The 18,296-nt window shown below is 71.6% G+C and carries 17 protein-coding genes; 2 read left to right on the top strand and 15 right to left on the bottom strand.

What is annotated here, in order from left to right; genetic code table 11:
• Nucleotides 1-91: 91 nt before the first annotated feature.
• The 12 genes from VGR37_23470 to VGR37_23415 form a co-directional block, all read right to left on the bottom strand.
• Entirely contained in the window at nt 92-280 is a 189-nt protein-coding gene (locus VGR37_23470; GenBank protein ID HEV2150379.1) for a hypothetical protein, read from the bottom strand.
• A 98-nt stretch (nt 281-378) separates the two neighbouring features.
• Entirely contained in the window at nt 379-1,230 is an 852-nt protein-coding gene (locus VGR37_23465) for an RNA methyltransferase (GenBank protein HEV2150378.1), read from the bottom strand.
• A gap of 127 nt (nt 1,231-1,357) precedes the next feature.
• A complete protein-coding gene (locus VGR37_23460; GenBank protein HEV2150377.1) occupies nt 1,358-1,846 on the bottom strand; it encodes a hypothetical protein in 489 nt (162 codons plus the stop codon).
• A gap of 67 nt (nt 1,847-1,913) precedes the next feature.
• Entirely contained in the window at nt 1,914-2,693 is a 780-nt protein-coding gene (locus VGR37_23455; GenBank protein ID HEV2150376.1) for a hypothetical protein, read from the bottom strand.
• Nucleotides 2,690-3,847 carry a L,D-transpeptidase family protein gene (locus tag VGR37_23450; GenBank protein ID HEV2150375.1) on the bottom strand — a complete coding sequence of 386 codons (1,158 nt, stop codon included), beginning with the start codon at nt 3,845-3,847 and terminating at the stop codon, nt 2,690-2,692. Before VGR37_23450 ends, VGR37_23455 begins: the two co-directional genes overlap by 4 nt.
• Nucleotides 3,848-4,000: 153 nt before the next feature.
• Nucleotides 4,001-5,317 (bottom strand): hypothetical protein, encoded by a 1,317-nt coding sequence (locus VGR37_23445; protein ID HEV2150374.1) that lies wholly within the window; start codon nt 5,315-5,317, stop codon nt 4,001-4,003.
• A 21-nt stretch (nt 5,318-5,338) separates the two neighbouring features.
• The gene (locus tag VGR37_23440) at nt 5,339-6,022 is read right to left on the bottom strand and encodes a cytochrome c (GenBank protein HEV2150373.1); all 684 of its coding nucleotides are present in this window, start codon (nt 6,020-6,022) and stop codon (nt 5,339-5,341) included.
• Entirely contained in the window at nt 6,009-6,524 is a 516-nt protein-coding gene (locus VGR37_23435) for a DUF3341 domain-containing protein (GenBank protein ID HEV2150372.1), read from the bottom strand. The genes VGR37_23440 and VGR37_23435 overlap by 14 nt, the downstream gene beginning before the upstream one ends.
• Nucleotides 6,521-7,951 carry an NrfD/PsrC family molybdoenzyme membrane anchor subunit gene (gene nrfD / locus VGR37_23430; protein HEV2150371.1) on the bottom strand — a complete coding sequence of 477 codons (1,431 nt, stop codon included), beginning with the start codon at nt 7,949-7,951 and terminating at the stop codon, nt 6,521-6,523. Before nrfD ends, VGR37_23435 begins: the two co-directional genes overlap by 4 nt.
• A 20-nt stretch (nt 7,952-7,971) precedes the next feature.
• On the bottom strand, nt 7,972-11,058 hold the full coding sequence (locus tag VGR37_23425; GenBank protein ID HEV2150370.1) for a 4Fe-4S dicluster domain-containing protein: 3,087 nt from the start codon (nt 11,056-11,058) through the stop codon (nt 7,972-7,974).
• Between the two features lie 101 nt (nt 11,059-11,159).
• Entirely contained in the window at nt 11,160-11,834 is a 675-nt protein-coding gene (locus VGR37_23420; GenBank protein HEV2150369.1) for a cytochrome c3 family protein, read from the bottom strand.
• Nucleotides 11,835-12,311: 477 nt separating this feature from the next.
• Complete coding sequence (locus VGR37_23415; GenBank protein ID HEV2150368.1) at nt 12,312-12,758, bottom strand: CoA-binding protein; 447 nt, start codon at nt 12,756-12,758, stop codon at nt 12,312-12,314.
• A 113-nt stretch (nt 12,759-12,871) separates the two neighbouring features.
• On the opposite strand from VGR37_23415, the gene VGR37_23410 reads away from it, so the two are divergent.
• On the top strand, nt 12,872-13,504 hold the full coding sequence (locus tag VGR37_23410; GenBank protein ID HEV2150367.1) for a DedA family protein: 633 nt from the start codon (nt 12,872-12,874) through the stop codon (nt 13,502-13,504).
• Between the two features lie 4 nt (nt 13,505-13,508).
• Here VGR37_23410 and VGR37_23405 read toward each other — a convergent pair whose 3' ends face one another.
• From VGR37_23405 to VGR37_23395, 3 genes are all read right to left on the bottom strand, one after another.
• Nucleotides 13,509-14,483 (bottom strand): MBL fold metallo-hydrolase, encoded by a 975-nt coding sequence (locus tag VGR37_23405; protein ID HEV2150366.1) that lies wholly within the window; start codon nt 14,481-14,483, stop codon nt 13,509-13,511.
• Nucleotides 14,480-16,651 (bottom strand): 3-hydroxyacyl-CoA dehydrogenase NAD-binding domain-containing protein, encoded by a 2,172-nt coding sequence (locus VGR37_23400; GenBank protein ID HEV2150365.1) that lies wholly within the window; start codon nt 16,649-16,651, stop codon nt 14,480-14,482. The genes VGR37_23405 and VGR37_23400 overlap by 4 nt, the downstream gene beginning before the upstream one ends.
• 314 nt (nt 16,652-16,965) lie before the next feature.
• Nucleotides 16,966-17,283: a hypothetical protein gene (locus tag VGR37_23395; GenBank protein HEV2150364.1), complete on the bottom strand. Its 318-nt coding sequence runs from the start codon at nt 17,281-17,283 to the stop codon at nt 16,966-16,968.
• 338 nt (nt 17,284-17,621) lie between these two features.
• On the opposite strand from VGR37_23395, the gene VGR37_23390 reads away from it, so the two are divergent.
• Nucleotides 17,622-18,239 carry a hypothetical protein gene (locus VGR37_23390; protein HEV2150363.1) on the top strand — a complete coding sequence of 206 codons (618 nt, stop codon included), beginning with the start codon at nt 17,622-17,624 and terminating at the stop codon, nt 18,237-18,239.
• Nucleotides 18,240-18,296 lie beyond the last annotated feature (57 nt).

The raw sequence follows: 18,296 nt of genomic DNA, 5'->3' as shown, positions 1-18,296 counted from the left end.
GGCGCCGGCCGGCGCCGAGGCGGACGCGCTCGCGGCGGAGATCATCGCGGAGCTGAACGCGAGCGCCGGGAGATAGCCGGCGCCGGGCTCGTCAGCCGCCGCCGCTCCCCAGCCCCGGGTTCCTCTCCGCCTGGCAGGCGCTGTCGCAGGGGATGGAGGTGCCGCTGCCGTCGTACCGGGGCGCGGCGGGCGGGGTGACCGGATCGCGGCTCTCGCAGGCGCCGACGAGTGCGGCGACGGCGAGAACGCCCCCGGCGAGGAGGATGCGCAGCTGTTTCATGAAGGTTTTGCGGAACAGGGTAACGGGAGGGAGAACCTCGACCGAAGCTTGTACACCCGTGTCGGCGTTTGGAGCCCGGAGCGCAGCCTGGCGGCCTGCTACCCCTCCGGCGTCGGAGCCCCCCCGCCGGGACGCTCCCCGCCCTGCTCCCCCAGGTGCCGCCGCACGAACTTCTGCACCTCGATGGCCATGGCCCGCAGGAAGGTGGCCTCGCGCGTGTCCAGCTCTGCGCGCCGCGCCACCTCGCGCACCGTGCGCATGACCGTCTCCGTCTGGCGGCTCTTGAAGAAGTCCACCGCCCAGAGCGCCCGCTCCGCGTCCGCGAAGAGCAGCTCCAGGTGCTCGGTCGTGGCCGGCGGCGACACGTGCCGCGGGTCACGGAACGGCTGCGCCCGCCCCTCCGCCTCCATCCACAGCTCGTACGCCAGGGTCAGCACCGCCTGCGCCAGGTTCAGCGACGAGTAGTCCGGGTTGGTGGGGATGACGACCGTGCGGTGGCACAGGTCCAGGGCCTCGTTCGAGAGCCCCTTGTCCTCCCGCCCGAAGAGCACCGCCACCGGCCCCGCCGCCCCCCGCACCGCGTCCGCGCCCCGCTCCAGCAGCTCGGGCGCCACCTCGCGGGGACGGGCCACCGCGCGCTTGGCCCGCCGCTCCCGCGCGGTCATCCCCACCACGAAGGCGCAGTCCGCCACCGCCTCCTCCAGCGTGTCGAAGATGCGGGTGGCCTCGATCAGGTCCTGCGTGTCGTGCGCGATCCCCTCGATCCGCCAGGGGTCCCACTCGGCGGGCGCCACCAGCCGCAGGTGCTTCAGCCCGAAGTTCTTCATCGCCCGGATGGTGCCCGCGACGTTGACCCGGTCCTGCGTCTGCCAGAGCACCACGACGATCCCGTCCAGCGCCTCGCGCCCGGTGATGTGCCGTTCAGATGTGGGTTCGGGAGTTCCGGTCATCGGTCAGGTCGTCTGGTGGGGCCGCTCCGGCACACTACAAACGACACCCCTCCCCCGCTGTCCTCGGGGAGGGGCCGCCGTTCTACTTTCGCACTTCGCACTTCCGCACTTGCGCACTCCCTCTGCCCTACCGGTCCGGGCCGGCGCGGCGCTCCGGGACGTGGTCCGCGTACTCGGTCGCGGAGCGGGCCGACATGCGGCCCAGCAGGACGCGGGCGGCGCGCACGTCGTGGCCCACGTCGATCAGCAGCAGCGTCAGGTCGCCCGCGCCCCACAGGATCGCCGCCAGCACGATCCCGCGCACCACGTCGAAGGTCAGCGGGAGGAGCGCGCCCGCACCCTCCAGCGCCACTCCGGCCACGATCTCGGCGGTGAGCGCCACCACCACCACCATCGCCACGATCTTGAAGAGGCGCGCGACGTACTGCAGCGCCACGTACGGCTCCGTGTCCTCGGCGCGGATCGCCCACGGGTCGCGCCGCACCTCCCGGTCGTCGCCCTCCGCCGCCGCCGGGCCGTCCCCCCCGCCCCGCACCTCCGTCGGCCCCTCGTGCGCCGGAGCGAAGCGCGCCTCCTCCCTCCACCCCTCCCGCGCGGGATCGTTGTCGCGTTCCATCGCCGTTCCTCCGCCTTGAGAGATTCTCACCGTTCCCCGCCCCACAGCAACGAACGCGCCCGCGCCCTCAGCCGCTCCGCTCCGGGACGAACAGGTCTGCGTCCGTGATCCCCACCCGCCGGGCGGTCTCCGCGGCCCACTCGAGGCGCGCCACCTGCGCCTCCGTGTGCCCGTCGCTCCCCAGGGTGAAGCTCACCCCGGCCTCCCGCGCCTTGCGCAGGAGGCGGTCGTGGGGGAGGCGGTACCGGTTGGAGATCTCCATCGCCACCCCGCTCCCGGCCAGCGCCTCCACGTAGCGGTCCTCCCGGTCTTCCGTCCACCAGGCGTGCGGGTCCGCCTCCAGCTCCAGCAGCGCGGGCGGCGTGAGGGTGGAGTGCGCGGCGATGTGGATGGGCATGGAGCGCACCATGTCGCACAGGTTGCGCGCCATGATCTCCATCAGCTCCTGTTCCCGCCCGCGCCACGGCGCCGGGAGGCGCTCCCACCACGGCGAGCCCATGGTCCCATCCGGGAGCCAGAAGCCGTGGTTGGAGCCGATCCGGTAGTCGAAGCGCTCCATCACCTCGTCCGGGAGGTCGCGCCACAGCTCGTCGCACCAGCAGAACTCGCCGGAGCGGAAGACAGGCGCCCCCTCCAGCGCGTCCAGGTAGCGGCGCACCTCCGCCTCGTCGGCGACGAACATCTCCGCGTTTCGCGAAGACACGTGGTCGGCGATCCCGATCTCCACCCCCCGCTCCCTCGCCACCTCCACCACCCGCTCCAGCGGCAGGCTCCCGTCCGACATGGTGGTGTGGGCGTGGAGGTCCTGCCGGCCCAGCAGCGAGTCCCCCGCGCCGCGTCCGCTCATCTGGCGCGCGTCGCCGCGGCGGTGCGCGCCCCGCGCTCGGCGCGGAAGCTCTCCTCGGCGGCCTGCAGCGCCTCCCACCCCGCCTGCCCGCTCGGGCCCAGGCGCCACTTGGGAACCCGGCGCGTCGGCCAGGGCGCCGTGGGGTCGTCCGGGGAGCCGTGGTACAGCGTCATGGTCGCGCGGACGATCGACTCCGCCGCGCGTCGGCGCGCCTTTTCGTCGATCCGCGCCAGCGACACCGCCGCCCGCAGCGACCCCCTCGCGAAGACGTCCGCCAGGAAGGTGCCGTACTCCTCGCTCCGGAGCACCCCGGGCGCCGCGCCCGCAAGCGAGAGCACCCCGCGCAGCGCGTCGGCGTCGTCCCTGAGCCCCCGCCCGATCAGCTCGATCGCCGTCTGGTGCCACGCCGTGGTGCTGTCCGCCTTGAGCTGCTGCTCCAGCCGGGCGAGCAGGCGCTGCGTGGACAGGGACGCCAGCGGGTTCGGCGGCTTCTTCGCGGCGGCGCTGCGCTGGCGCGTGAAGCTCGCCACGCTGTCCGGCTGCTCGCGCGCCACCTCCTTCGGCCCGCCCCTGATGATGACCGGGGTGCCCACCTGCACGTTGTGGAAGAGCCGCAGCGCGTACTCGTTTGCGAGCCGGATGCACCCGTGCGACACCCGCAGCCCCAGCAGCTCCGGGCGGTCGGTGCCGTGGATGGCGATCTCGTCGCCCAGGTACACCGCCGCGGCTCCCAGGCCGCCCGGCTGCTTGCGCTTGGGCGAGTCGGCCGGGGGGATGGGGAGCTTGTTCTCGATGAAGTACCAGTCCGGGAGCACCCACTCCGGGTTCAGCTCCTTGAACTGGACGTGCATGATCCCGTTGGGGGTCGAGAAGTGCCACTTCTGGTCGTCGGTGGTGAGCCGGAAGCCCGTCCCCGTTCCCACGTGCGCCCACCAGAGGACCCGCTCCCCGTCCATGAAGCGGAGCTGGTTGAGGTCGAGGTCCACCAGGACGTACTTGCCGTCCGGGCGGATGGTGGTCCCCGGGTTGATCTCCTGCGCCGGCTGCTCCGGCCCGGCGGTCGCGGCCCCGACCGTGGCGCAGCCGCCCAGGATGCCCAGGAGCGCGGCCGCTGCGAGGACGCGCGCCGCGTGCGACTTGGCGATTCGAATCATGCTCTGCTGCCGTGGTACCGTGTAGGTTTCCCGTGCGCGCCGCGTGCAACCCGCGCGCCAGCGGACGGCCAAAGCTACCATGAAATCCGCTAAAGCGAAACGGGGAGCCCGCTTCGGGCTCCCCGTTCCGGCCAGTCCGGACCCGCGGCCGGCTCAGTGGCCGGCGTGCGCCGTGGCGGGCACCTCGATCACGTTGGGCGGCCGCGCCGCGAGCGTGGCCGGCGACGGCAGCATCGGGAAGGTGCGCAGGTACCAGAGATAGCCGGCCAGGAAGAGCCCCAGGAAGCCCAGGCCGATCCCGATCTCCGGGATCCCGAAGGGGAGGTGGTGCGCCTCGCCCTCGCCCACCTCGTACAGCGACGGGTAGACGATCATGTAGCGCTCCAGCCAGTTCCCCAGCAGGATCAGCGAGGCGAACCCCGCGAGGACCGCCGGGATCTTCTTGGGCGTCTGCGAGAGGAGTCCCAGGAAGGGGACCACGAAGATCAGCAGCGGCACCGCCTGCGCGAACAGGGTGAACGGCTCTTCGAAGCGCAGCACGAACCACTCCTGCTCGAACGGCAGCTGGCCGTACCAGATCACCACGTACTGGGACCAGTTGACGTACATCCAGAATGCCGCGAAGGCGAACAGCAGCTTTCCGATGTCGTGGTACTGCCGCGTGGTGATGAACGGCTCCAGGCGCAGCGGGCGGCGGAAGATCGTCACCAGGACGATGGTGGCGGCGATCCCGCCGTGGAAGGCGGCCACGAAGAACGCCACCGGGAACATGGTGCTGAACCAGTGCGGCAGCATCGTCATGGCCAGGTCGATCCCGATCAGCCCCCACAGGATCGCGAACCCCAGCGCCAGGAAGACGCCCAGCTTCAGGAGGATGCCGCGCGAGCGGGCGGCCTCCTCGTGCACACCGCGCCACCCGCCCGTGAGGCGGGCGTACACGGAGCGCTGCCGGTCGTTGCGCCCGGCGCCGTACACGTCCGGCCGGAGCGAGAAGTAGGCGAAGGCGAGCGCCATCCCGTACAGCACGAGCAGGGCGACGATGTCGCGGGTGAACATCCCCGGTACGGTCAGCCAGGCCCGCTTGGCGTCGATGACGGGGTCGCCCTCCACGTGGAGCCAGTGGTGGAAGAAGTACTCCTTCCCCCCGAAGAAGATGATGGGGAAGAGCAGCAGCGACACCGGGAGGAAGGAGACCCCTCCCAGGGCGAAGCGCCGGATCGACCAGGGCCACTCCGCCTCCACCACCTGCCACGCCACGGCCAGCATGACCATCCCCAGCGCGATGGACGACCAGAAGAGCCAGTTGAAGAGGAGCGCCTGCCAGACGCGGCCGTGCGCCTCGCCCACGGCGAGGAACACGGAGACCGCGCCGATCAGCACCAGGACGGCGACGAGCCCCCACACGGCCCCGGACACACGGTCCAGCGTGCGGAAAGGGATCGCCTTCGGAATCGGAGAAGCTGCAGACATGGTTCTATGTCCCGGTGCGAATCAGCGCGGCTGCGCGCCGGCGGTGTCCGTCGACGCCGCGTCCGGAGAGGGCGCGGCGCTCGGCGCGATCAGGGTGTCCGTCAGGGTGGGGCCGGCACGCGGGGCGCCGGAATGCTGCGGCGCATCGGTGACCGGCTCCGCGGTCCCCTGGAGGCGGCGGACGTACGCGACCACGGCCCACATGTCCGCCTCGGTCATGCGGTAGCCGTACGCCGGCATCAGGCCGCGCCCCACCCGGGTCACCCCGTAGAGGTAGCCGTCCGAGTGCGCCGCCGTCACGGCGCCGTTGATCGCGGGCGCGAAGGGGAACTTGTTGGGCCCCACCACCGGGCCGTCGCCGCCGCCCTGCGGGCCGTGGCAGACGGTGCAGTTCCGCTCGTAGGCCAGCTCGCCGCGCCGGAGGAACGCCTCGTCCACCGGGTACGGGTTGGTCAGCCCGGCCGCCACCGTCTGCAGCTCCGTCTGCGCGAAGGCGGCGGGGCGGTCGCCGTTGGGGCTCCGCACCGGGATGGAGCCCTCCGGGGCCAGGCGCGGTCCGCCCTCGTACGGGTCGAAGGCCACGCTCTCGCGCATGTACGCCAGGAAGGGGAGCTTCCCCATGGCGTACTCGATGTCCGTGCAGCCGGAGAGGAGCGCGGAGCCCAGCAGGACCGGCAGCAGCAGCCGGCGGTTATCTCTGATCAACGAGGACCTCCTCGGAGCCGCTCTCCGTCAGGATCGTCCGGACCGCGTCGTAGCGGTCCGGGCGGGTGTGGGCGAACACGCCGAAGTTCCCGGCCGAGAAGGACGGGTGGTACAGCGCCGGCTGGCGTCCCAGCCGCGGGAGCCGGGCGTTCAGGAAGAGGCCCGCCACCGTCGACAGCGCCCCGATCAGCACCGTCACCTCGAACATGATCACGCTGTAGGCCGGGAGCGACACGATCGGCAGGCCGCCGGTGATCAGCGGCCAGTCCAGCGCCGTCCACACGGCGAGCGCGGCCCCGGCGGCTGTCCCCGTGAAGGCGCCCACCAGCGTGAAGATGCGGACCGAGCTCTCCGGGAGCTCCAGCGCCTCCTCGATCTCGTGCCGGGGCGTCGGCGAGTAGACGGTCAGCTCGTACCCTTCGCGGCGCAGCCGCCGGATCGCCTCGATGGCGGTGTCCAGGTGGGGAAAGATCCCCAGGACGCCCGTGGTTGGTCTTTTCATCGCTGCTCGAACTCCTTGTAGCCCGTCGGGAGGTCCTCCACCAGCTCCATCGGGTCGGCCTTCGCGGTGTGCTCCGCCGGGTCGTGGTGCTTCATCGGCGGCGGGAGCACCTCCTTGATCTCCGCGATCGACAGACCGGGCAGGAAGCGCAGGAAGAGAAGGAACCACATGAAAAACCAGCCGAAGCTCCCCATCAGGATCGCCGCCTCCGTCCACGACATGTGGTAGTTCATCCACATCCACGGCATGTAGGAGTGCGACAGCGACGGGACGATGATGACGAAGCGCTCGTACCACATCCCGATGTTGACGACGATCGAGATGATGAAGAACGCGTTCAGGTTCTGGCGGACCTTGGGGATCCAGAGGAGCTGCGGCACGATGGCGTTGAAGGTGATCATGGACCACCCCGCCCACCAGTAGTCGCCGGTGACGCGGTCCAGGAACACGTCGCGCTCGAAGAGCTCGCCGGAGTACCACGCCATGAAGTACTCCATCCCGTAGGCGTACCCCACGATCAGCGAGGTCAGCAGGAGGAGCTTGGCGAGCCGGTCGAAGTGCAGCTGCGTGAAGTACGCCTCCAGGTGGAAGATCTTCCGCACCGGCACCATCAGCGTGACCACCATCGCCACGCCGGAGAGGATCGCGCCCGCAACGAAGTACGGGGCGAAGATGGTGGTGTGCCACCCCGGGACGATCGAGACCGCGAAGTCCCACGACACCACCGAGTGCACGGAGAGCACCAGCGGGGTCGCGAGGGCGGCCAGGAAGAGGTACGCCCGGGTGAAGTGCTTCCACTCGCGGTCCGTCCCCCGCCATCCGAGCGACAGGATGGTGTACACCTTCTTGCGCCAGGGCACCGTGGCGGAATCCCGCGCGGCCGCGATGTCCGGGATCAGCCCCACGAAGAAGAACGTGGAGGAGACGGTCAGGTACGTGCTGATCGCGAACAGGTCCCAGTCCAGCGGGGAGCGGAGGTTCGGCCAGAGCCCCCGCTGGTTCGGGTACGGGATCAGCCAGTACGCCACCCAGGGCCGCCCGACGTGCAGGATCGGGAACAGCCCCGCCGTGAGCACCGCGAAGACGGTCATCGCCTCCGCGAAGCGGTAGATGGACTGCCGCCAGGCCGCGCGGAACAGGAAGAGGATCGCGGAGATCAGCGTCCCCGCGTGGCCGATGCCTACCCAGAACACGAAGGTGGTGATGAACGTCCCCCACCCCACCGTGTTGTTGAGCCCGGCGAGCCCCAGGCCGTAGGCGATCTGGAACCCTTCCGCGATCACCATCAGGCCGACCAGGAAGATCGAGACGCCGAGGAGGGCGAGGTACCCCTTCCCCGGCTTGTTCAGGAGCCGCAGGGCGTCGCGGTTGACGTCCGCGTACCCCTTGATGTCCGGGTGGAAGACGGACCGAAGTGCGTTGGCCATCGTGAGTTCCTCGCTTCGGCTCAGTGTGCTGCCCCGGCGCCCGTGCCGGTCGTGGCAGGCGCTCCGTGGTCGGCGTGGCCGCCGTTGCGCGGCTCGTGCAGCGTCACCTTCTTGAGGTAGACGATGGCAGGCTGCGTGTTGAGGAGGTCGAGCACGCGGTAGCTGCGGTTGGAGGCCGCCGTCTTCGCCACCAGACTGTCCGGGTCCGTGATGTCCCCGAAGGTGAACACCTCGGTCGGGCAGGTCTGCACGCAGGCCGGGACCACCTCCCCGTCGCGGAGCGGCCGGTTCTCCACCGCGGCGTCGCGCTCGGCCTCGTGGATCCGCTGGACGCAGAAGGTGCACTTCTCCATGACGCCCTTCTCGCGCACCGCCACGTCCGGGTTGAGCTGCCAGTTGAGCGGCGTCGGGAAGTCGTACGTGAACCAGTTGAAGACGCGGACCTTGTACGGGCAGTTGTTCTCGCAGTACCGCGTCCCGACGCACCGGTTGTAGACCTGGGCGTTGAGGCCGTCCGGCGTGTGGTACGCCGCGTACACCGGGCAGACGGGCTCGCACGGGGCGTTTCCGCAGTGCTGGCAGAGCATCGGCAGGAAGCGCACGTCGTCCGTGGCCTCGTCCCGGTACGCCTCCTCCTTGTCCCGGCTCACCCCGAAGTAGCGCTCGATGCGGAGCCAGTGGAGCATGCGCCCCTTCGCGACCTCGTCGGGGCCGACCACCGGGACGTTGTTCTCGGCGTTGCAGGCGACCACGCAGGCGGAGCACCCGATGCACCGGTCCAGGTTGATCGTCATCGCCCAGCGGCGCTCCGTCTCGACGTACTCCCCGTAGTGGGTGCCCGGGGCCGGGTACGCCGAGGGGTCGGTGTTCGTCGGGACGGGAGCGAAGCCGCCGTTCCCCTTCAGGGCGTGAATCGACTCCCGGGACCCCGGGATGAAGCCCGGATTGTGCCCGTCCGCCTCGGCGAGCTTCGCGAGGGAGACCGCCTGCGCGATCTCCCGGTCGTGCTGGAGCCGGCTGCCGACCTCGAAGAGCCCCTCCGGGAGCCGGTTGGGGATCGGGGTGTGCCGGTCCGCGCTCCGCACCTTGCGTACGCGCACCCGCTGGCCGTAGGGAGCGAACGCCCCGGTGGTGCGCTCCATGGCCGCGCCCAGCAGGACGTTGGGGTTCACCCCGCGCCCCTCCGTGAACCGGCCGAACGCCTCGTGCCCCAGCCCCATCTGGATGGCCACGGTGTCGGGACGGACCCCCGGGTAGATGTAGGCGTAGGTCTGGAGCGACCCGTAGGGAGTGGAGACCTCCAGGAGGTCGCCGCGCTCGATCTTCATCTCGCGGGCCGCCTGCGGGTGGATCTCCACCCACGACTGCCAGGGCACCTTGGTCACCGGGTCCGGAAGCTCCAGAAGCCACGGCCGGTTGGCGGTGCGCCCGTCGTAGAACCGGGTGGACGGGTAGACGACCAGGTGGAAGTTGGCGTCGGCGGCCCCCTCGAACTGTACCGGCTCGAAGCTCGGCGCGGGCCCCGCCACCACCGTGGGCGCCGCCGCCAGCGGGACCGCAACCGCCGGATCGGCCGGGGCGGGCGCCGCCTCCGGGTTCGCCGCGGGCGGCGCGAAGCCGGAGGGGAGCCCCGACTCGCCCGGTGCGGCCTCCCGCTGGATCCCCGGGTACACGCCGCCGTTCTTCACCGCCGCCCGCCACGCCTCCGCCCCGCCGGGGAAGTTGGCCCGCAGGTATTCGTAGTAGGTGTTCACCGTCGCGACGCCCGCTGCGGCGCCGCCGAGCTGCTGCGCCACCGACAGGAGCACGTCGCCCACCTGCTTGGTGTTGAACACCGGCCGCAGGGCGGGCTGCACGATCTCGTACACCCCCTGGTACGGCACGTAGTCGTCCCACGCCTCCAGGAAGTGGTGGTCGGGGAGGACCATGTTGCACAGCCTGGAGGTGTCGTCCGGGAAGGTGGAGAAGCTCACCTTGAAGGGGACGCGCTGCAGCGCCTCCGCGAACTTCACCCCGCCGGGGAGGGTGTACGCCGGGTTCCAGACGTCGATCAGGAGCATCTCCACCTGCCCGGCGCGCATCTGCTCCACCAGCTGGAGCACGCCGCGCATCCCGGCGCGGGTGGGGGCGGGGGTCGCCCGCCCGTTGAGGCGGTCCACGGCCGCCTGCAGGGCGCTCGCGTTCGGGCCGGAGGTGGCGACGCCCGGCCCGAGCGCCACGCCGCCCCCGGCGCGGAACTCGCGCGCCAGCTGCTCGATCACGGCGGCCTCCACGCCGGTCTGCTGCGCGGCGGTCGCTACGTCCATCGCGCCCGACATGGCCAGCGCGATGGCGGCCTCGGTCCCGGGCCGCGGCGCCACCCACTGGTCGGCGTTGAGGCCGGTGAGCGGGCGGTGCGGACCCACCCAGACGAACTTCCCGCGCCGGCCGTTCCGGTACGAGTGCATCTGGGCGAACTGCCAGGCGTAGTCGACCGGGGAGCCCCAGGTCTCCAGGAAGTCCGCGCCGAAGGAGATCAGGAAGTTCGCGTTCGCGAAGTTCAGCCCGCGCGGCTGCTCCCCGAGCGGGTCGTAGACCACCCGGCGGATCCCCGTGGCGGCGACGAACTCGTTGACGAGCCGCTCCTTGGTCCCCGTGTAGTCGCCGGTCAGGAAGACCACGCTCCCCGGGCGCGCCCGGCGGATCCGCTCGGCCAACTCGGCCTCGGCGGTGCCCCAGCTGATGTTGCGCGGGGTGAGCCCCGGCTCCAGCACGAAGGGGCCGGTGTAGCGGTCGGGGTGGTAGAGCCCCTGCACGGAGGCCTGCCCGCGGGGGCACAGGTTCCCGTGGGAGACGGGGTGGTCCGGGTTCCCCTCCACCTTGGTGGCGCGCCCGGAGTGCGTCTCCACGAAGATCCCGCAGCCGGCCGGGCACTCGCGGCAGGTGCTCGCGTAGAAGGTGGGGACGCCGGGGACGATGTCCTCGGAGGGCACGACGAACGGGATCAGCTTCTCCGCCTCCCCGCCGCGGCCAAGCGGCGGGAGGGCGTCGCAGCCGGCCGCCGCCACCCCGGCCCCGGAGGCCCCCAGGACCTTGAGGAAGTCACGCCTCTTCATTCCGTCAGACATTCTCGCTCCTTTGGGAAGCAGTCAGCCCCGGGCGCCGGGCCCCGGCCGGATTGCTCTGGACTTCGTACATGTGCTTCGAGCCGCGCGAGTCGCGTGATTCCTCAGTAGTGGCAGACGAAGCAGTCCGTGCTCGCCCGCTGGTTGCCAAAGGCCAGCTGAGCGCCGCGCGCGTCGCCCCCCGCGGCGCTCAGCGCCGCGATCTTCCGGACGTACGAGGAGTTGCTCCGGACCGCCGCTTCCTCCGCCTCCGACAGCGGACTCTCGCCCCGGTGGCAGTCGACGCACCACCCCATCTCAAGCGAGGCGAACTGGTACACCTTCTCCATCTCCTGCACCGGCCCGTGGCAGGTCTGGCACTGCAGCCCCGCGTTCACGTGCATGTAGTGCGGGAACTTCACGTGCTCGGGGAGGTCGTGGATGCGGACCCAGGGGATCGCCTCCTGGCGGCGCCAGTAGTCGACCAGCTTGGTGGCCTCCCGGTTCCACATGGTGTCCCTCGCCGCCGCCGGGAAGGCCAGCTGCGCGTTCTCCGGGGGCTGCACCGCGCTCCCCGGCACGTGGCAGCCGACGCAGAGCGCCACGGCGGGGATCCCGGCGTCCACCGAGCGGTCCGCCGTGGTGTGGCAGTACATGCAGGGGATCTGGTTCTGCCCCGCGTGCACGCTGTGGAAGAACGCGATGGGCTGGTCGGGCGCCGACGCTTCCGGGTCGCCCCCGCAGCTGGCGACTCCGAGGGCGAGGAGAGCGATCCCTGCGAACTTGAGGACTCTGATCATGATCTATCCAAGCGGATTTTCCGTTGCGCTGCGGGCGGGGACGCGCCCCCGGCGACCCCCGCGCACAGGCACCTGCACCGCGCCGCCGGGCCCTCGAAAACGGGGGCGGCGCAGCCAAGCTCTCCCATATAACACCCCCCTACAGAATCGGCAATAGAACCCCGACACCCCACGCCACCCCCACACCCCCACAACGGCGCACAAGCTGAATAAACACAGTGGTTTGCAGAGCCGCGGCAGGAGGCCGGGACCGCAGCACGCCGGCTACGGTTGAGAATGTTTCTCAACCGCGCCAATGCACGCTTTCCCGACATCGTGTGGGGAAACTCCCCACCCGCACGCGGGGAATTCTCCGGGTGGGGGCCTGCCTCCCGCGACGGGAGATCCGGAGGCAGGAATCCCGAATTCTCCGCTCCGCGCTCTCACGCGTTTTTCCAGAAAGCCGCTCGGCGTCCCGGGCCGGACGCGCGGGGCTTGCTATCCGCGGCCGAGGTACCGGTGCTCCACCATGGTGCAGCGGTTCTGCACCACCCGGATCCCCGCCTCGGCCAGGCGCCGCGCCGCTTCGTCGTTGCGGATCCCGCTCTGCATCCACACCGCCCTGGGCTTGGCGGCGAGCAGGTCGTCCACGTGCGGCGGGACGTCCTCGGAGCGCCGGAAGACCACCACCAGGTCCACCTCCCCCGGGATCTCGGCGACGGAGCGGTACACCTTCTCTCCCAGGATCTCCGTGGCGTTGGGATAGTAGACGGGGACGGGAACGATCTCGTATCCAGCCTGCTGCAGGTACTGCGGGACGTAGTGGGCGGGCTGACCCGCCGCGGCCCCGGTCTTGATCCCGAGCACCGCCACGCGGCGGGCGTCGCGCAGCAGCTCGCGCGCCCCCGCGCCGTCCTCCACCAGGTTGTCTCGCCAGTCCGCCATGCGTGCCTCCTCCGTGGGTTCGCGAACAGGGGTCTGCCCCGGCGCAATCCTCGTGCTAGATTGATGGCACTCCGCCGCCGGCGTGGCGGGGACGGGCTTCAGCGGCAAGGGGAATGGACGGCAACTGGATCGAGCAGTACGGGTACCTGGCGGTGTTCGTCGGGGGGATCCTGGAGGGGGAGACGACCTTCGTCATCGCCGGATACGCCGCGAGCCGCGGCTACCTGGAAGTCCTACCCACCTACCTGGCCGCGGTGGCCGGGGCGATGACGGGCGACCTCACCTACTTCTGGCTCGGCCGGTGGCAGGGACCGCGGCTGGTGCGCGCCTTCCCCGCGCTCCGCAAGCTGCGCGCGCGCGCCGTGCTGATCCTGCGCCGCTGGGGCCGTGCCACCGCGTTCCTCGCGCGCTTCGCCTACGGGCTGCGGATCGTCCTCCCTATCAGCATGGGCGCGGCGCGGATGCGCTTCCCCGTGTTCGCCGCCTTCAACCTACTGGGCTCGCTCTGCTTCGCGGCGCTGTACCTGGCGCTGGGGTACCTGTTCGGGGAAACGGTCGAGGGGATGCTGCTCCGGGTGCGCCCGTTCGAGAAGTGGATCCTGCTGGGGCTGCTGGCGCTGGGGGCGGCGATCTGGGCGGCCCGGGAGTGGAAGCTCTTCCACCCGAAGCCGGAGGACGAGGTGCCGGGGCCCATCGTGGAGCGGCTGGAGGAGGAGGTGGGGAAGGAGCTGCGGGGAAAGAAGTAGGAGGTCAGGCGCCCGGGAGGGCGCGCCACCGCTCCGGCGCGCCCGGGATGCGCTCTGCGCGGCCGGTGGACGCCAGGTGCACCAGGTGCGCCCGGACCTCGCGGAGCGCGTGGATGAAGTTGTCGGCGGGGAGGTCGCCGAAGAGCGCGGCGGTGACCCCGTACGCGGTCCGGGGGGCGTCCAGCAGTTCCAGGAGCTGCCGGTTGCGCCCCTCGTGGTGCGCCAGGATTTCCTCGATGCGGCCGCCCAGGTCGGCGAAGAGCGGCCCGTGCGAGGGGAGGACCACCTCGACGGGGAGCTCCCGGAGGCCGCGGAGCGAGGCGAGGTAGTCGGAGAGCGGGTCCTCGGCGTACAGGTCCGCCCCGATGTTCGGGGAGATGCGGGGGAGGACGTGGTCCCCCGCCACCAGGATGCGCCGTTCCGGGTGATGGAGCACCACGTGGCCGGGGGAGTGCCCCGGGGTGAGGATCCACTCCCACCCGCCGCCGCCCGGGAGCGGCCCGCGCTCCCCCACCAGGAGGTCGTCCGGCTGGAAGTGGGCGTACATCCCGTGGATCCGATCGGATGCGGCGAGCAGCCCCTCCGCCAGCGCCTCCGGCACCCCCATCGCCAGGAACGACTCCCGCGCGCCCTTCCGGTCCTCCGGCCAGTCGTCCACGAAGCGGCGGGCGAGCGCCTCCTCGCGCTCGTGGATCGCCACCCGGGCGCCGGACCAGGCGCGGACCGGCCCAGCGAGGCCGTAGTGGTCGATGTGCACGTGCGTCAGAAGCACGTGCGCCAGGTCTCCCGGCCCCACCCCCAGCCGCTCGGCGCCGCCGCGGAGGGCGGCGCGGGCGGTGGGGGTGTCCATCCCCGTGTCCACCAGCGTGTGCCCGTCCTCGCCCTCGATCAGCCACGCCGCGACCTCGTGCGGCGGGAAGGGGAGCGGTACGGAGATGCGGTGGATCCCGGGGGCCGCCTCGAGGACGGCGCCGCTCACTCGCCTCCCGCCTCCGGGAAGAACTTCTCCCCGCTCTCCGCCTTCTGCACCAGCAGCGCGGCCGGGGCGAAGCGGCGGCCGTGCTTCTCCTCCAGCGCGCGCAGCCGGGCGAGGACGCGGTCGGCGCCGGTCTGGTCCACGTACCAGAAGGGGCCGCCGCGGAAGGGCGGGAAGCCGATCCCCATGATGGCGCCCACGTCGCCGTCGCGGGCGCTGCGCAGCACCCCCTCCTCCAGCGTGCGGACGGCCTCGTTGACCATGATCAGGGCCAGCCGCTCCTGGATCTCCTCGCGGGGGGCCTCCCGGCGCGGCGGGCTGCCGATCAGCGCGTACACGCTCTCGTCCGGCCCCTTGCGCTCGCCCTCCTCGTAGCGGTAGAAGCCGCGGCCGTTCTTCCGCCCCAGCCTCCCGTCCGCCACCACCTTCTCGAGCACCGTGCTGGGCACCATGCGGTCGGCGAAGGACTCGGCCATGATCTTCCCGGCCTTGGCGGCCACGTCGAGCCCCACCTCGTCGTACAGGGTGATGGGCCCCACCGGGTACCCCCACGCCGTCATCGCCCGGTCGATGTCCTCCATCCGCACCCCTTCCTCCAGCAGGAGGGCGGCTTCGGCCATGTAGGGCGAAAGGATGCGGTTGGCGTAGAAGCCGGGGGAATCGTTGACGATGATCGGCGTCTTCCCCAGGCGCTTCCCGTAGGCGTGGCCGGTGGCGGCCACCTGCGGGTCGGTCTGGTCCGTGACGATGATCTCCAGCAGCGGCATCTTCTCCACGGGGGAGAAGAAGTGCAGCCCCAGCACGTTCTGCGGGCGGGACACGGCCTCGGCCAGCCGCCGGATGGGGATGGTGGAGGTGTTGGAGCCCAGGACCGCGTCCTCCGGGATCACCGCCTCGATCTCGCGGAGCACGGTGTGCTTCACCTGCACGTCCTCGAAGACGGCCTCCACCACCAGGTCCACGTTCCCGAAGCCGGTGTACTCGGAGGTGGGCTCCACCCGGTCCACGAGCTGCGTCACCTCGTAGCGGGGGCGCTTCTTCCGCCGCGCCCGCTTGGTCAGGATGTCGCGCGCGGTGCGGAGCCCCTTCGCCACGGCCTCCGGCTTCACGTCCTTGAGGCGCACGCGCATCCCGGTCTCCGCGGAGGCGGCGGCGATCCCCGCGCCCATGAACCCGGCGCCCACCACCGCGACCCGCTCCGCCTTCCGGGGCTTCACCCCCTCGCCCAGCCCGGGCTTGTTCTCGGCGCCGGTCTTGGCGAAGAAGAGGTGCACCAGGCTCCGCGACTCCGGGGTGACGCTCAGCTCTCCGAACGCCCTGGCTTCCAGCTCCAGCCCCTCGTCCAGCGGCCGGTCGAGCCCCCGCTCCACCACCTCCAGGATCCGCAGCGGCGCCGGGTACAGCCCCTTGGTCTTGCTCATCACCCCCTCGCGCGCCTTGCGGAAGATCATCGCGCCCACGCCGGGGAGCCCCTCCTTCCAGTCCGGCGACCCGCGGGAGCGGCCGGCGCGCGGCTTCCGCGTCCCCTCGGCCAGCTCGCGGGCGGCGCGCTTCGCCTCGCGCAGCAGCGCCGGCGCGGGGACGACCTCGTCCACCAGCCCCAGCCTCATGGCGCGGCGGCCGTCCAGGTTCTTCCCGGTGAGCATCAGGTCCAGCGCGTTGGCGATTCCCACGAGGCGCGGCAGGCGCTGGGTCCCGCCGGCGCCGGGAAGGATGCCGAGCTGCACCTCCGGGAGCCCCAGCTTGGTCTTCGGCGAGCTGGTCGCCATGCGGTAGTCGCAGGCGAGCGCCACCTCCAGCCCCCCGCCGAGCGCCGCGCCGTCGATGGCGGCCACCACGGGGATGGCGAGCCGCTCCAGCCGGTTGAGCAGGGCGTGCCCGGCGCGGCTCATCGCCTCCCCGTCGGCGGCGGTCCGGATCCGCGTGAACTCCTCGATGTCGGCCCCGGCGATCCAGATGCCCGGCTTCTCGGAGACGATCACCGCCGCGCGGGCGCCGCCTTCGCGCGCCTCCAGGCGATCCAGCACCTCTGCCATCTCCTCCATCATCTGCGCCGAGATGACGTTCACCGGCTTCCCCGGCTGGTCGAGGCGGATGACGGCGATCCCGTCCTCGATCTCCATGCGGACCATCCGCGCGGCGGTTTCCACCGGGGTCTCCGTGGCTGCCATCGGAATCGCTCCTGTAAGGGTCGTGTTCGTGCCTGGCGTACGTGTCGCTCGGGAACCGCGGTGGCCCGGCAAGCTCCGCACCGGGACCGCGGGGACTGCGCGCATCTGCGGGATGCGACCCCCAGGGCCACATCGTAATCGCTGAGCGTGGCTCATACAAATGAGGGGTGTTCCGGGCTGCAGTGGCCCACTGTGGCACCGCCGTGGACGGGATGGGACAGGTGAGGCGGCGACGCCCCGCACTCGGGGTGCGGAAAGCACGACGGGGGCACGCCGGCAGTGGCGCGCCCCCGTCGTGTCCGTATCCGGCCCGCTTACGCGTGCGCCGCACCCGCGCGCCCGTCGCTCCGCTGCAGCGCCCGGAAGGGCCGTCCGGGCACGTGCCGCAGGGAGGCCTGCGGAGCCGCATGCAGCACCGCCGCGGCGCGCTCCCGGGCGAAGCGCCAGACGGCGAGCGGGGCCTCCACCGGCGCGATCAGCGCGTAGCGGCCGTCCGCTCCCCGCTCGAAGAGGAAGAATTCCCGCCCCCGGTGGCGGAAGGCCACCAGGTACTCGCTCCTGAACGCCTGCGCGGCCAGGAGCACGGGGGCTCCGACCAGCGCCAGCACCACGGCCAACACGATGTATGTCATGAGCTTTCTCCTGCGTCGGGGTTCCCTCGGGCGCTCTCCGCCCGGGATCCATACGTAGCCAATCCCGTGCCAGTTTCGGCGGGCACCCTCACCGTAATGACGCTCCGCGGGTGCCCCGCGCCACACCCTCTGCACGCCTGTCTGCCGACCTTGCCGCCACCCTGCCGGAGTGGCAAGCGGGCGTGCCGGAATGAGCGTCTCCATTCCCCCCAAACGTGCACACGGCTTGCTGTTCCATCCCCTGCGGCCGATGCGCCGCGGACCGGGCGTGATCCCTCCCGGTCGCCCGGTCCTTCAACCCGAACGGAGGAGACCCGAATCAGCAACGGAGGTGGAGCATGAGGCATTCGTGGTTCGTGGCTTTGCTGCTCGCGGCGCCGGTCTGCGCCCTTTCCCCGTCCCCGGCCGAGGCGCAGTCCCGGCCGCTGGAGACGCGTCCCCGAATGGAGGCGCGCCCCGCGTTCGAGTACTTCGTGGCGCGCAACCGCCTGGAGCTCGGTGGTGGCGCCGCCGAGCTGGACGGAGTCGGCGGGCGGCTCCTCTGGCCCGTGGCCGGCGTGTCGGCGGCCCCGCTCTTCTCCCGGACCGACCTGGGCGGGTACCTGGTGCACTCCCCCGCGGACGGCGCGGAGCCGGAGATGTGGCACTACGGCGTCCAGGCCGACCTGCGCCTGGGGCGCGCTCCCCTGGCCCGGCGGATCGACCCGCTCCTCTCGCTGGGGGTGGGCGCGGTGCGGGTGGAGGAGCCGGCCACGGAGGCGCTGCGGGTCCCGATGCGGTACCCGGTGGCGGTCACGCAGACGCGGACCGACCCCTCGGTGGTCCCCGGCCTCGGGGCGCGCCTGAGGCTGCTCCCCGGGCTGGGCCTCCGCGGCGACGTGCGGATGGTGGTGGACTTCCGCGAGCGGACCACGCGCAACGTGGAGACCTCGGCGGGAGTGAGCGTCGCGATGTGAGTGCGGTAGTGCGAAGTGCGAGGTGCGAGACGGCGCCCCCGCCGGGAGGTCCCGGCG

The organism is Longimicrobiaceae bacterium (assembly GCA_035936415.1).
GTDB lineage: Bacteria > Gemmatimonadota > Gemmatimonadetes > Longimicrobiales > Longimicrobiaceae > JAFAYN01.
This window is presented reverse-complemented; position numbering and strand designations above follow the sequence as displayed.

Bases quoted from the DNA above. Each gene is read 5' to 3' on its own strand.
- VGR37_23470 (HEV2150379.1), bottom strand. From the start codon at position 280: ATGAAACAGCTGCGCATCCTCCTCGCCGGGGGCGTTCTCGCCGTCGCC.
- VGR37_23465 (HEV2150378.1), bottom strand. From the start codon at position 1,230: ATGACCGGAACTCCCGAACCCACATCTGAACGGCACATCACCGGGCGC.
- VGR37_23460 (HEV2150377.1), bottom strand. From the start codon at position 1,846: ATGGAACGCGACAACGATCCCGCGCGGGAGGGGTGGAGGGAGGAGGCG.
- VGR37_23455 (HEV2150376.1), bottom strand. From the start codon at position 2,693: ATGAGCGGACGCGGCGCGGGGGACTCGCTGCTGGGCCGGCAGGACCTC.
- VGR37_23450 (HEV2150375.1), bottom strand. From the start codon at position 3,847: ATGATTCGAATCGCCAAGTCGCACGCGGCGCGCGTCCTCGCAGCGGCC.
- VGR37_23445 (HEV2150374.1), bottom strand. From the start codon at position 5,317: ATGTCTGCAGCTTCTCCGATTCCGAAGGCGATCCCTTTCCGCACGCTG.
- VGR37_23435 (HEV2150372.1), bottom strand. From the start codon at position 6,524: ATGAAAAGACCAACCACGGGCGTCCTGGGGATCTTTCCCCACCTGGAC.
- nrfD (HEV2150371.1), bottom strand. From the start codon at position 7,951: ATGGCCAACGCACTTCGGTCCGTCTTCCACCCGGACATCAAGGGGTAC.
- VGR37_23425 (HEV2150370.1), bottom strand. From the start codon at position 11,058: ATGTCTGACGGAATGAAGAGGCGTGACTTCCTCAAGGTCCTGGGGGCC.
- VGR37_23420 (HEV2150369.1), bottom strand. From the start codon at position 11,834: ATGATCAGAGTCCTCAAGTTCGCAGGGATCGCTCTCCTCGCCCTCGGA.
- VGR37_23415 (HEV2150368.1), bottom strand. From the start codon at position 12,758: ATGGCGGACTGGCGAGACAACCTGGTGGAGGACGGCGCGGGGGCGCGC.
- VGR37_23410 (HEV2150367.1), top strand. From the start codon at position 12,872: ATGGACGGCAACTGGATCGAGCAGTACGGGTACCTGGCGGTGTTCGTC.
- VGR37_23400 (HEV2150365.1), bottom strand. From the start codon at position 16,651: ATGGCAGCCACGGAGACCCCGGTGGAAACCGCCGCGCGGATGGTCCGC.
- VGR37_23395 (HEV2150364.1), bottom strand. From the start codon at position 17,283: ATGACATACATCGTGTTGGCCGTGGTGCTGGCGCTGGTCGGAGCCCCC.
- VGR37_23390 (HEV2150363.1), top strand. From the start codon at position 17,622: ATGAGGCATTCGTGGTTCGTGGCTTTGCTGCTCGCGGCGCCGGTCTGC.